Source organism: Rhizobium sp. BK512 (assembly GCF_014194915.1).
In the GTDB taxonomy this organism is placed as follows: domain Bacteria; phylum Pseudomonadota; class Alphaproteobacteria; order Rhizobiales; family Rhizobiaceae; genus Rhizobium.
This window is the reverse complement of the sequence record NZ_JACIAS010000004.1, coordinates 390,304-402,090: the sequence shown is the minus strand read 5'-3', so window position 1 is coordinate 402,090 and position 11,787 is coordinate 390,304. Positions and strand designations below refer to the sequence as shown.

The window sequence follows — 11,787 nt, the reverse complement described above, 5'->3', positions numbered from 1 at the left end:
AGTGTCGCGGCCCGAAGCAAGGGACGGACATGCCATGATTACAGTTTTCGGCTCCATCAACATGGACCTCATCGCCACGACCGAACGCCTGCCGAAGCCCGGCGAAACGGTTGCCGGCAACAGTTTTGCGACGGCTGCCGGCGGCAAAGGCGCCAATCAAGCGCTCGCCGCCCGGCGGGCTGGACGTTATGTCCATATGGCGGGTGCTGTCGGAAAGGACGCGTTTGCCGAAGGTGCGCTTGAACTTCTCGACGGCGCCGGCACCGATCTTTCCCGCGTCAGGCGTGTCGAGGGACCGACTGGCACTGCCCTCATTCTCGTCGGCGGCGATGGTGAGAACATGATTGCCGTTATTCCCGGCGCAAATGGCAAGGTCGACGGCGCCAACGCCGAGGCTGCCGTCAATGCCATGAATGAGGGCGATATCCTGATGCTGCAGCTCGAGATTCCGGTTGAAGCGGTCGAGCGTGCGCTTGCCACCTCTCGCGCCAAGGGCGTCACGAGCATTCTCAATCTCGCTCCACTCATTCCAGATGCACCGCGCCTTGGGCGGCTCGCCGATATCGTCATTGCCAACGAGACCGAATTCGAGCGGCTGGCGGGACGGGAAAACATGAGTGCCGGTGACCGTGAGGCTGCTTTGGAGCGTCTTCATGCGGAGACCGGCCAGACCCTGATCGTCACGCTCGGCGGTGATGGCGTCATCGCGATCCGGGATGGTCAGATCGCCCGCGCGCAAGGCCTCGTCATCGAACCCGTCGATACTGTCGGCGCCGGCGATACGTTCTGCGGTTACTTCGCGGCAAGCCTTGATGAAGGGCTGGATTTCGACTCGGCGCTCCGCCGCGCAGCGGTCGCCGGCTCGCTCGCCTGCCTGAAGCCGGGTGCACAACCGTCTATACCGCTCGCAGCCGAAGTCGCAGACAGAATATAGTCCAGTCCAACTGCGAATAACCCATGAAACGCCACCCCTAGTTTTGGGGCGGCGTTCCGGTTTTGCTGCCGAAACATAGCAAATTTCATTCAAATTTAAGAGGTTTCTGGCGATCTTTCTCGCGATCGCACCTCGTCCATCTTCGAGGCGGTTCAACCCCTGTGGCTGCTCCATGACGAAGCATGCCTTACCCGCTGTGCCGAAGAATGGCCCTTCGGCGCGTCCTGCCCGAGGAACACATGTTCATTTTCAGAATGAAATCGCTTGCGGCGAAACTCATTGTCATTACCGGTGCCGCCATCGCACTGGTGCTCGTCGTTTCAAACCTCTTCCTCATCGACCAGACCCGTAGCCGCGTTCAGACCCTCACGCTGGATCAGGCCAATTCGGAAGCCAAGTCGATCGCCAACGAGATTGCCGCCAATGTCGGCGAGCTTGCGAGTGCTGCCCGCACCATGTCGGGCGTCGTCGGGCGCGGACACGAGGGCAAGATCCTCGACCGCAAGGGCATCATCAATATTCTGAAAGCCAACCTCGAACAGAATGCTTTCGCCTTTGGCAGCTGGTTCTGCGAGCAGCTCGGCGCATTCGACGGCAAGACCACTGAGATCGCCAACAACAACGACCAAGGCACCAACAAAGTCGGCGCCTTTACGCCCTACTGGTCGAAGACCAGGACCGGCGACATCCAGTTCTCGACCTTCGAAAACGATTATACTGCCGAATGGTGGAAACTCGCTGCCGACAGCGGCAAGGGCGCGATCACTGCGCCGTACCTCGCCGAGGGCACCGACGTTCCGACCTTGCTAACGTCGATTGCCTATCCTGTCATGTCCGGCGGCAAGATGATCGGTGTGGAAGGCGTCGATATTTCGCTGAAGTCGCTCACCGACAAGGTGCAGGCGCTGCGCCCCTTCGGCTCCGGTCGCGTGACGCTGATTGCCCAGAACGGCAACTGGATCGTTGCCCCGAGCCCCGAGCTCATGTCCAAACCCTATGGCGACAATCCTGGCTCGGCTGACGTAAAGGCTGCGCTTTCGTCCATGAAGGTCGGCCTCGTCAAGAATCTCAGCTTCGATGGGCTCGATCCGTTCGATCGCGTCGTCTATCCATTCCCAGTTCCGGGCCTGAATGCCAACTGGGTCGTGCTGGTCGACGTTCCGCATGCGGCGATGAATGCGCCGGTTCAGGACCAGACCTTCATGATGATCGTCAACGGCATCATCGTGCTCGGCGCTGTACTGCTCGCCCTCTACTTCGCCGTCCGCTCGTTCGTTCAGCGTCCGCTCGCTGGCCTTATCTCCAGCGTCAAGGCGCTGAGCGACGGTAAATACGACGAAACGGTCGCCGGCCAGAACCGCGCCGACGAAATCGGATCGGTCGCCAAGGCTCTCGAAGGTTTCCGCTTTGCCCTTGCCGATACACGGCGTCTCGAAGCCGAGGCGGACAATCAGCGGCTCGCCGCCGAAACCGAACGCGGTCGCTCGGAATCGGAACGCCAGCAATCGGTCAACCTGCAGCGTCATATCGTGTCGATCGTCGGTGCGGGCCTTTCCGAACTGTCGCAGGGCAATCTCGGCCACCGCATTACGGAGGAATTCCCCGGCGAATACGGCAAGCTGAAGCAGGACTTCAATGCCGCTCTGGCGAGCCTCGAGGAAACCATCAATACGATGAGCCTCAGCGTCGTCAATATCGGCTCCGGCACCGGCGAAATCAGCAACAGCGCGTCCGACCTTGCCAAGCGCACCGAACAGCAGGCGGCAAGCCTGGAAGAGACGGCAGCGGCACTCAACGAGCTGACCGCTCAGGTCAACTCCAGCGCCGAGAATGCGCGTACAGCGGCTGACAACGTCAATCTCGCCTGCGAAGACGCCGAGAAATCAGGTGAAGTGGTGCAGAAGGCGATTGCCTCCATGCACGGCATCGAACAGTCTTCGACGGAAGTGTCGCGCATCATTGGCGTCATCGACGAGATCGCCTTCCAGACGAACCTTCTGGCTCTGAACGCCGGTGTCGAAGCGGCCCGCGCCGGGGAAGCAGGCAAGGGCTTTGCGGTCGTAGCGCAGGAAGTGCGCGAACTCGCCCAGCGTTCGGCAAATGCCGCCAAGGAAATCAAGACGCTCATCAACACATCGGCCGTCCAGGTCAAGGAAGGCGTCGATCTCGTCGGTAGGGCCGGCGAGACGCTGCACAAGATTGCCGAGCAGGTGATGGGCATCAACGGCCTCATCCGTCAGATCTCAGCCTCTGCGAGCGAACAGGCTATTGGCCTGAAGGAAATCAACCAGGCCGTGAACCAGATGGATCAGGTCACGCAGCAGAACGCAGCGATGGTCGAAGAAACCACCGCAGCCAGCGTGACGCTGAACGACGAGGCCCAGACGCTGAAGACACTGGTCAGCCGCTTCCGCGTCGCGGGCCAGGGAAATGCCGCGGCAGCACTGCGAGCCACCGGGCAACAGATGCGCGCACCGGCCGCTCAGACACCACGCGCAGCCGCTCCGGCACCACGTGCGGCTGCTCCTGCACCGCGACGGGCCGTTACTCAGTCTCGGGGCTCAGCGGCTGTTGCCCAGGACAATTGGGAAGAGTTCTGATCGCTTATCGCCGAACAGGAAAGGCGCCTGATCGATCAGGCGCCTTTTTGCATTCGGATGGACAGTCAGGCGTCAGGCAGCGTTCGACGTCTGCTCTTCATTGAGGAAGGCATAAATCGCCGAAGCGGAATCGGTCGCGCGCAGCTTGGCGACCAGATCGTGGTCGCGCAGGACGCGGGCGATGCGTGAAAGCGCCTTAAGGTGATCAGCGCCGGCGCCTTCCGGCGCCAGAAGCAGAAACACCAGATCGACCGGCTGGTCATCCAGCGCTTCGAAATCAACGGGCTGTTCCAACCGAGCGAAAATACCGACGATGGAGTGGATATTGACGAGCTTGCCGTGGGGAATGGCGATGCCGTTGCCGACACCGGTCGAGCCCAGGCGTTCACGCTGCAGGATCACATCGAAGATTTCCCGCTCGGAAAGCCCCGTGGTCCTGGAGGCTTTTGCTGCCAATTCCTGAAGCAACTGTTTCTTGGAATTTACCCTGAGGGCGGGAATGATCGCATCCTGGTGCAGCAAATCTGCCAATGCCATTTCTTTTTCCTTCTGTCACCGAGATCACGCGTCCGAAGGAGCGGTACATCGCACCGCTCCTTCGTCCGGATCTCAGCTTTTGATATTGGCTGAATCGATCCAGCCAATATTTCCGTCGTGACGACGGTAAACGATGTTGAGCTGTTCCTTGCCGGGGCTGCGGAACAGGAGAAGTGGCTCATCGGTCATGTCGAGTGCCATGACGGCGGTTGCGACAGACATCGTCTTGAGCTGCTTGGTGCTTTCAGCGACGATGGCCGGAGCGAAATCGTCCGGGACCTCGTCTTCGTGATCGGGAACCGCGTCCATGACAGTGTAGGCGACTTCCGCGAAACCGTTCAGGTGATTACCAGCGTGGTGATCCTTGAGCTTTCGCTTGTAGCGGCGCAGGCGCTTCTCGATACGCTCGGATGCCGCATCAAAGGCAATCTGCGGGTCCATCGCCTCACCTGCCGCATGCAGCACGACGCCGCTGTCGAGATGAAGCTTGCAATCGGCGGAAAACCGAGAGTTCGATTTTTCCACGATCACCTGCCCGGAATATCCCCCGTCGAAGTATTTCGTGACGGCCACACCAATTTGGTCCTCGATCTTTTGACGGAAGGAGTCACCAATTTCCATATGTTTACCGGATACACGCACACTCATGGAGTTTCCCTTCTTATGGTAGTTTGCGAGTATCAGTTTACGCCAAGCCTCAAGCTCATCCAAGCACTTCGCGCAATCTCAAGCAAGATGAGGCTCAAGTCTGCGTGTCCCTGGTGCCGTAAGGATGATGGGGATAATGCCCGGATGCCCTTCGCTGCTCCGATTGCGGCGGGCTTCTAGCGACAGGCTCCCGGAAAGTCAATAGCCCGGCACAGCGAGGCCTAGTATACGCGGAAAACGTGCAGTGAAAATCCCATGAAATGGGGAGGCATCCGCGATCTGCGGTTCGTAACGACGAGCGTTTGCTCGCCCTGGCGTTGCAACTCAGAAGCCGGCGACCTTGGCTAGTGCACGCTTTTCCCTGCGGCGCTGGACCGAAGAGGCAATGTTCATCGCCTCCCGGTATTTGGCCACCGTTCGACGCGCAAGATCGATACCGCCTTTCTTGAGCATATCGACGATGTCGTCGTCGGAGAGCACCGCGTCGGGGCTTTCCTGCATGATCAGCGTGCGGATCTTATGGCGAACCGCCTCAGCCGAATGGCTGTCCCCGCCCGCGACGGCGCTGATCGAAACCGTGAAGAAATATTTGAGTTCGAAAAGACCGCGCGGCGTCAGCATATATTTATTCGAGGTGACGCGGCTGACCGTCGATTCATGCATCTTGATCGCTTCGGCAACCGTCTTGAGGTTCAGCGGCCGCAGATGATCGACGCCATGTACGAGAAAGGCATCCTGCTGGCGTACGATCTCGCTTGCCACCTTCATGATGGTCTTGGCGCGCTGATCCAGACTGCGCGTCAGCCAGTTGGCGCTCTGAAGACATTCGGAGAGGAAGGCGTAATCCTCTCCGTTCTTCGTAATGTGCGAAAAATAGGACTGGTTGACGAGGACCCGCGGGAGCGTATCCGGATTGAGTTCGACCAGCCAGGCGCCGTCCGACGAAGGGCGGACCACGACGTCGGGCGTGATGGCCTCTGAAACGCCGGCCTCGAACCCGCTGCCGGGTTTCGGATTGAGCTGGCGGATTTCGGCGAGCATGTCGAGCAAGTCTTCCTCATCGACGCCGCAGAGGCGCTTCAGGCTGACGAAGTCACGCCGTGCAAGCAATTCGAGATTTTCGACCAGTGCCTGCATGGCAGGGTCGAAACGATCCTTCTGGCGCAGTTGAATAGCCAGGCATTCGGCAAGGGTACGGGCAAAGACGCCGGGCGGATCGAGCGTCTGCAACGCTGCGAGCACGCGCTCGATATCTTCTGCATCTGTACCGAGACGCTCACCGGCTTCGGCGACATCTGCCTGCAAGTAGCCGGCATCGTCGAGCTGATCGACCAGGTTCTGGGCAATCAGGCGATCGGCCATATCGGGCAATATGAAGGGTATCTGCTGAGCAAGATGATCGCGCAACGAGACCTGGCCGGCAACGAAATCATCGAGATCATAATTGTCAGCACCTTCGGCGCTGCCCGGCATCGATTTCCACTGGCTGACGAGTTCCGGTGCGTCGAGACGCTGCGGCGCCCCATCATCGGGGAAAACATTGCTGTAATTGGCGTCCAGCTCGTCACTCAGCCGGCTTGGGCTGCCGTTGTCGTACCAGTCGCCGGACAGCGTTTCGCCACGGGCCTCATAATCGCCGTCGCCCGCATCCTCTGTCTGCTGGGAGTATGGTTCGTCCGCGGCCTCACCACGTTCGCCGGCGTCGCCATCGCCATCGCTCGACGGGATTTCGAGCAGTGGATTCTTCTCCACTTCCTGAGCGATGAACTGGGTGAGTTCGACATGCGTCATCTGCAGCAACTGGATGGATTGCATCAGTTGCGGTGTCATCACCAGGGACTGGTTCTGTCTTAGAAAAAGGTTTGCAGACAGGGCCATGGCGGACGCTAAACTCCCTCGACTCCTCCTGGAAACCGCGTCCGATCAAGGCTTCAGGCCACGGAAATCCGAGTTGGCCCAAAAATTGCTTTTTTATCCTATTTGGTCAAGCGGAACCTATGCCGCAACGATAATTTTCTGTCGTCCAGGACTGGTTCAGAGACTGAAATTGTCGCCCAAATAAAGCCGGCGCACTTCGGGATTGTTGACGATATCGTTTGCGCGCCCGTGGGTCAGCACTTCGCCTGCATGGATAATATAGGCCCGGTCGATCAATCCCAGCGTCTCGCGCACATTGTGGTCGGTGATCAAGACACCGATGCCGCGTGCCGTCAAATGATGCACGAGGTTCTGAATATCGGCAACCGAGATCGGGTCGACACCGGCAAAGGGCTCGTCGAGCAGCATGAAGGTCGGGTCGGTCGCAAGCGCGCGGGCGATTTCCAGGCGTCGGCGTTCACCGCCCGAGAGTGCCACGGCGGCACTCTTGCGGAGCTTCGCGATGTGAAATTCCTCAAGCAGTTCGTCGAGCTTGCGCTCGCGCGCCGCCTTGTCTTTTTCATGCACCTCGAGAACGGCTCGGATATTCTCCTCCACCGTCAGTCCACGAAAAATCGAGGCTTCCTGCGGCAGGTAGCCGACGCCGAGGCGGGAGCGACGGTACATCGGCATCGTCGTCACGTCATTGCCGTCGATTTCAATCGTTCCCTCGTCAACCGGCACAAGACCGGTGATCATGTAGAAACAGGTGGTCTTGCCGGCGCCGTTCGGGCCTAGCAGGCCCACGGCCTCGCCGCGTCGCACGACCAGCGAGACGCCGTTGACGACACGCCGCGTCGCATAGGTCTTGGTTAGACCGCGTGCAATCAGCGTTCCCTGATAACGGGCCTTATCGACGGGAGCAGCTGCGGCTTCCGTCGCAGCTCTGCCGGACTTGGTGGATAAGGAGAATAGCTTCACGTGAAAGGCCGACTCTCAGTTCTGCTTTGGCTGCTGGCTCGGCTGCGATTTCGGATCGAGCTGAATTTGGACACGGCCGCCACAGCTTTCAAGCTCTGCCTGGCCTGTCGTCATGTGAACGGTGAGCTGGCAACCGGTAAAAACGTTCGGGCCATCCGTCAGCACGACCTTCTTGCCGGTGAGGATGAAGACCTGCGAGGTCATATCGAAATTGCCATCGTCGGCTGTCGCCGTCTGCGTCCCCGAGGTGAGGTAGACCTTGTCGGTCACCAGGATCTTGTCGATGTCTGCGCTGCCCGAGGCAAGGGAATTGGACTGCTCAGCGGCTGCCTGCGCCGGCTGGGCTGCAGGTGCTGCTGCGCCGCCTGCCTGGGGCTGCTTTGCCTTGTCCTTGTAATAGACGGTCATTTTGCCGGCCTGCAGGGTCGTCGTACCCTGAACGACCTTGACGTCACCGGTGAAGAGCGCCGTGTGTTCCTGATCATGGATTTCCAGCTTGTTGCTTTCGATCTGGATCGGCTGATCGCTTGAAAGCTTCATGCCAGGCATCGTCGTCGACTGAGCGGCCGCCCCCGCGACCGACAGAACGAAGGCAAGCGCGCCAGTGATGAAAGCTACGCCAGTCTTGCAAGTTGAAATGCGACAATCTTTTGTCATGTGACCCGGCTCTTTAGGTACCCTGTTTGTGGATAGCGGATGATTCAACATTCATGCGAACATTCCCCTCGAATGTGATCACGCGCCCCTTATCGGTTATATTGAGGGTCTGCGCAACAATCGAAGCGTTGTCCTTGGTAATTCTGACGGGATCGTCGGTCGTCAAGTTTCCGCCCTTGATATCAAGGTGGGCGGACTGAAAATTCGCAACGAGACCGCTGCTCAGGACAAGGGTGAACGGTGCGGTCATATGCAGGTTGTCGGTGGCGCGGTTGAAATCCGCGGTCGCCGCCGTCACGCGAGCCATCAGGCCGTCATTCATCGGCACGGCCGCCTTGATTGTCTCCAGCGTGATGAAGTCGGGATTGCGAATATCCTGCAGCGCGCGTTCGGCCAGCATCGAATAATTGATGCCGTCGGAGTTACGACCGGCAATGGCCGGCTTTTCCATCACGACTTTGCCGTTCTCGATCTTGGCGCCCTCGATCTTGATGGTTTCAGGCAGGTAAGTGCGGATCACAGAGACGGCAATGAAGATGAGGGAAACGACGAGAGCTGCGACCGGGAGCAAAAATTTCAGGCGGCGGACACGTACGGAATGAAACCGGGCAACGCCATAGGCGCTGTCCTTTGGCCCTGCGTATGCGGGCTTCCCGTTATTCCTGAGGGTATCGAGCATATGCCTGGTCCGTGTGTGATGATCGTGCCGCTTATATAGCAATACCGGGCGCCAATCACAGTTCGTTTCGCATTATTACATTGGCTTGCCAATATGGATTTTTTTCTGCAACAAGCAACTAAACCGAAAATAGCAGGTTTCCGGGCATTTTCTCGAAGGGGCTTGCGCCTTATTTCCCAGCGGCGGAAACCGCTGTTGGGTTTCGTTTCTGGAGGTTGGAATGGACAGCTCGATCATCGCAGACCGCCGGCTGCTGCGCCGCAGGCTTGGTTTCTGGCGCCTTGCTGCGGTCGTGCTGCTCGTTGCACTGGGCTTCGCGCTTTATAATTTTGCCTTCAGCGAAAGCAGCACGGCGCGGCCGCATATCGCCCATGTGACGATCTCCGGCCTCATCACCGATGATGACGAGCTGCTCGAGCGACTGAAAAAGATCAAGGACAACGATCAAGTCAAGGCAGTCGTGGTCTCGATCTCTTCGCCCGGCGGCACGACCTACGGCGGCGAAAAGATCTTCAAGGCGATCCGGGCGATTGCGGAGAAGAAGCCCGTCGTCTCCGACGTCAGGACGCTCGCAGCTTCCGCCGGCTACATGATTGCAACGGCCGGCGATACGATCATCGCCGGCGAAAGCTCGATCACCGGCTCGATCGGTGTCATCTTCCAGTACCCGCAGATCCAGCCACTGCTCGACAAGCTCGGCGTCTCGCTGCAGGAGATCAAATCTTCGCCGCTCAAGGCCGAGCCGTCGCCGTTCCACGACACGAGTGAAGAAGCCAAGGCCATGATCCGCAACATGGTTCTCGACAGCTACGACTGGTTCGTCAACCTTGTTGCCGACAGGCGCAAATTGCCGCATGACGAAGTGCTCAAACTGGCCGACGGCACGATCTATACGGGCCGCCAGGCGCTCAAGGTGAAGCTCATTGACGCGGTCGGTGGAGAAGCAGAAATCAAGGCCTATCTGACCTCCCGAAACGTTAGCGACAAGCTCCCGGTCGTCGACTGGGACAAGAAGAGCAACACGCCCTTTTTGCTCGCTGGAGCTGTTTCGCGATTGATTACGATCTTTGGTTATGGTGATCTGGTCAAAGGTCAGGATATGAACGGCATCCTACCCCCAAAGTTGCTCCTTGACGGGCTGCTTTCAGTTTGGCAGGTTGGCCAGGATTGAATAAGAAATCAATAATTTAAGGGGGCAATCGTGATCAAGTCCGAACTGGTGCAGATCGTTGCGGCACGCAATCCGCATCTCTACCACCGCGATGTTGAAAATATCGTCAATGCGGTCCTCGACGAGATCACGGATGCGCTTGCTGCCGGCAACCGCGTCGAACTGCGCGGCTTCGGCGCATTTTCGGTCAAGAACCGCCCATCCCGCTCCGGCCGCAACCCGCGCACCGGCGATACGGTATTCGTCGAAGAGAAGTGGGTCCCCTTCTTCAAGACCGGCAAGGAACTGCGCGAGCGCCTGAACCCCGGACAGGCTGACGAAGAGGATTGATCCTCGGCATCGCGCATCAAGCCGCACTTGAACTTCGCCGCCGCCATTCTATTCTGGCGTCCATGAAGCTTGCCTTTGGAAGACCGGCGCGGAGAACCATATGACCAAGAAGATCATCAACCTTTTGATTTTGCTGCCACTCGGCGTCATCCTGATCATCTTCTGCGTCGCCAACCGACAGAATGTGACGCTTGCCTTCAATCCGTTTCGCCCGGAAGATCAGGTTCTTTCCCTCGCCGCGCCTTTCTTCGTCTTCCTGCTGATCGCCTTCATCATTGGCATGCTGGTGGGTTCTGCCGCGACCTGGTTCAATCAGGGCAAACATCGCAAGCGCGCACGCGTCGAAGCCAAGGAAGCAATCCGCTGGCAAGGCGAAGCTGGCCGCCACAAAACGCGGGCGGAGGAAATCGCCGGACAGTTACCCTCGCGGTGATTACAACTATCCCGTCGCGGCGGGAATGAAACTCAGTTCTTCGTAGTCGCCTTCCGTCGAGGCGCCCCTGCCGGTGACCTGAAAGCCATGCGCCAGATAGAAGGCTTTGGCCCTGCTGTTGTTGACCAGGCATTTCAGCCGATACCTGTGCTCGGGCCAGGCGGGAAGCGATTGCAGCAAGGCGGTTCCCGCGCCTTTGCCCTGGAATTCGGGCAGGATGTAGAGCATGTGGATGAAATCATCCGCCGCCCAGATCGATATGAAGCCAGCTATCTTCCCAGCGGGTCCCTCGCAGACGGAGATCATTTCGCCGTTGGTATGGGCGGCAAAATCCTCCCGATGAAATTTGCCGGGGTCCACCCATGTGAAGGTTCGGCGTCGGACGGAGAGGTAGATCTCAGCGAGCTGCATCGCATCTTCGGGACGGTTCGGTCGGATTTTCCAGCTCGTCGATCCTGCTTGGAAGGGATTATGCATGATGCCTAACCTGCAGCCTTTTCGACGACGGCCGCATTGAAGCTTCCCCAGAAGCGTCGCGCGAGCTTTTCCAGCGTGGTGCGGATCAGCATGCCGCCGAGTTCGGCGACCCGGCCACCCGTATCACCGTCCGCCTTATAACACAGCAAGGTATGCAGGCCCTCGTCCACCAGGGTCACATCGGCTTCGCCTCTTGCAAAGCCGGCAATCCCGCCCCGCCCTTCCGCGGCGATGGTGTAACTGCGCGGCACATCGACATTCGAAAGCCTGATCTCGCCGTTGAACGTCACGGAAAACAGTCCGAAACCGACTTTGACCGTTGCCAGGAATTGTGTGGGCGACAGCTTTTCGACGCTTTGGCAGCCGGGAATGCATTGCCTGATGATCTCGGGATCGTTCATGGCCGCCCATACGACATCCCGCGGCGCGGCGATGCGTTCCTCCCCGATCAGTTCCATCAGCAATTCCCCATTTCCATGAGCG

Annotated in this window: 13 protein-coding genes; 5 read left to right on the top strand and 8 right to left on the bottom strand. The window is 58.9% G+C overall.

Annotated elements, in window-relative coordinates:
- Window positions 1-34: 34 nt before the first annotated feature.
- Complete coding sequence (locus tag FHX06_RS17165) at window positions 35-934, top strand: ribokinase (RefSeq protein ID WP_112541997.1); 900 nt, start codon at window positions 35-37, stop codon at window positions 932-934.
- A gap of 239 nt (window positions 935-1,173) precedes the next feature.
- Window positions 1,174-3,534 (top strand): methyl-accepting chemotaxis protein, encoded by a 2,361-nt coding sequence (locus FHX06_RS17160; protein WP_113211303.1) that lies wholly within the window; start codon window positions 1,174-1,176, stop codon window positions 3,532-3,534.
- A 72-nt stretch (window positions 3,535-3,606) separates the two neighbouring features.
- Here FHX06_RS17160 and ptsN read toward each other — a convergent pair whose 3' ends face one another.
- The 6 genes from ptsN to lptC form a co-directional block, all read right to left on the bottom strand.
- Complete coding sequence (ptsN, locus tag FHX06_RS17155) at window positions 3,607-4,071, bottom strand: PTS IIA-like nitrogen regulatory protein PtsN (protein ID WP_029868958.1); 465 nt, start codon at window positions 4,069-4,071, stop codon at window positions 3,607-3,609.
- Between the two features lie 72 nt (window positions 4,072-4,143).
- Complete coding sequence (hpf, locus tag FHX06_RS17150; RefSeq protein ID WP_029868957.1) at window positions 4,144-4,719, bottom strand: ribosome hibernation-promoting factor, HPF/YfiA family; 576 nt, start codon at window positions 4,717-4,719, stop codon at window positions 4,144-4,146.
- Between the two features lie 324 nt (window positions 4,720-5,043).
- Complete coding sequence (gene rpoN, locus FHX06_RS17145) at window positions 5,044-6,597, bottom strand: RNA polymerase factor sigma-54 (protein ID WP_029868956.1); 1,554 nt, start codon at window positions 6,595-6,597, stop codon at window positions 5,044-5,046.
- Between the two features lie 156 nt (window positions 6,598-6,753).
- Window positions 6,754-7,557, bottom strand: coding sequence for an LPS export ABC transporter ATP-binding protein (gene lptB, locus FHX06_RS17140; RefSeq protein WP_112969995.1), 804 nt, complete (start codon window positions 7,555-7,557; stop codon window positions 6,754-6,756).
- Window positions 7,558-7,572: 15 nt separating this feature from the next.
- Window positions 7,573-8,214, bottom strand: a complete 642-nt coding sequence (locus FHX06_RS17135) for an LptA/OstA family protein (protein WP_029868954.1) — start codon at window positions 8,212-8,214, stop codon at window positions 7,573-7,575.
- A 13-nt stretch (window positions 8,215-8,227) separates the two neighbouring features.
- On the bottom strand, window positions 8,228-8,893 hold the full coding sequence (gene lptC / locus FHX06_RS17130; protein WP_029868953.1) for an LPS export ABC transporter periplasmic protein LptC: 666 nt from the start codon (window positions 8,891-8,893) through the stop codon (window positions 8,228-8,230).
- Window positions 8,894-9,113: 220 nt separating this feature from the next.
- Between lptC and sppA the strand changes: the two genes are divergently transcribed.
- The 3 genes from sppA (at window position 9,114) to FHX06_RS17115 (ending at window position 10,827) form a co-directional block, all read left to right on the top strand.
- The gene (gene sppA / locus FHX06_RS17125) at window positions 9,114-10,064 is read left to right on the top strand and encodes a signal peptide peptidase SppA (protein WP_113207058.1); all 951 of its coding nucleotides are present in this window, start codon (window positions 9,114-9,116) and stop codon (window positions 10,062-10,064) included.
- Between the two features lie 30 nt (window positions 10,065-10,094).
- The gene (locus FHX06_RS17120; protein ID WP_003544934.1) at window positions 10,095-10,394 is read left to right on the top strand and encodes an integration host factor subunit beta; all 300 of its coding nucleotides are present in this window, start codon (window positions 10,095-10,097) and stop codon (window positions 10,392-10,394) included.
- Window positions 10,395-10,494: 100 nt separating this feature from the next.
- Entirely contained in the window at window positions 10,495-10,827 is a 333-nt protein-coding gene (locus FHX06_RS17115) for a LapA family protein (protein ID WP_029869035.1), read from the top strand.
- Between the two features lie 6 nt (window positions 10,828-10,833).
- On the opposite strand, the gene FHX06_RS17110 is transcribed toward FHX06_RS17115, so the two are convergent.
- Both FHX06_RS17110 and FHX06_RS17105 read right to left on the bottom strand, forming a co-directional pair.
- The gene (locus FHX06_RS17110; RefSeq protein WP_113211301.1) at window positions 10,834-11,304 is read right to left on the bottom strand and encodes a GNAT family N-acetyltransferase; all 471 of its coding nucleotides are present in this window, start codon (window positions 11,302-11,304) and stop codon (window positions 10,834-10,836) included.
- A 5-nt stretch (window positions 11,305-11,309) separates the two neighbouring features.
- Window positions 11,310-11,762: a CoxG family protein gene (locus FHX06_RS17105; RefSeq protein WP_113211300.1), complete on the bottom strand. Its 453-nt coding sequence runs from the start codon at window positions 11,760-11,762 to the stop codon at window positions 11,310-11,312.
- Between the last annotated feature and the right edge of the window lie 25 nt (window positions 11,763-11,787).

Excerpts from the sequence above, each read along its gene's own strand:
- FHX06_RS17135 (WP_029868954.1), bottom strand. The coding sequence starts at position 8,214 with ATGACAAAAGATTGTCGCATTTCAACTTGCAAGACTGGCGTAGCTTTC.
- FHX06_RS17165 (WP_112541997.1), top strand. The coding sequence starts at position 35 with ATGATTACAGTTTTCGGCTCCATCAACATGGACCTCATCGCCACGACC.
- sppA (WP_113207058.1), top strand. The coding sequence starts at position 9,114 with ATGGACAGCTCGATCATCGCAGACCGCCGGCTGCTGCGCCGCAGGCTT.
- ptsN (WP_029868958.1), bottom strand. The coding sequence starts at position 4,071 with ATGGCATTGGCAGATTTGCTGCACCAGGATGCGATCATTCCCGCCCTC.
- FHX06_RS17115 (WP_029869035.1), top strand. The coding sequence starts at position 10,495 with ATGACCAAGAAGATCATCAACCTTTTGATTTTGCTGCCACTCGGCGTC.
- lptC (WP_029868953.1), bottom strand. The coding sequence starts at position 8,893 with ATGCTCGATACCCTCAGGAATAACGGGAAGCCCGCATACGCAGGGCCA.
- FHX06_RS17160 (WP_113211303.1), top strand. The coding sequence starts at position 1,174 with ATGTTCATTTTCAGAATGAAATCGCTTGCGGCGAAACTCATTGTCATT.
- FHX06_RS17110 (WP_113211301.1), bottom strand. The coding sequence starts at position 11,304 with ATGCATAATCCCTTCCAAGCAGGATCGACGAGCTGGAAAATCCGACCG.
- FHX06_RS17105 (WP_113211300.1), bottom strand. The coding sequence starts at position 11,762 with ATGGAACTGATCGGGGAGGAACGCATCGCCGCGCCGCGGGATGTCGTA.
- hpf (WP_029868957.1), bottom strand. The coding sequence starts at position 4,719 with ATGAGTGTGCGTGTATCCGGTAAACATATGGAAATTGGTGACTCCTTC.
- rpoN (WP_029868956.1), bottom strand. The coding sequence starts at position 6,597 with ATGGCCCTGTCTGCAAACCTTTTTCTAAGACAGAACCAGTCCCTGGTG.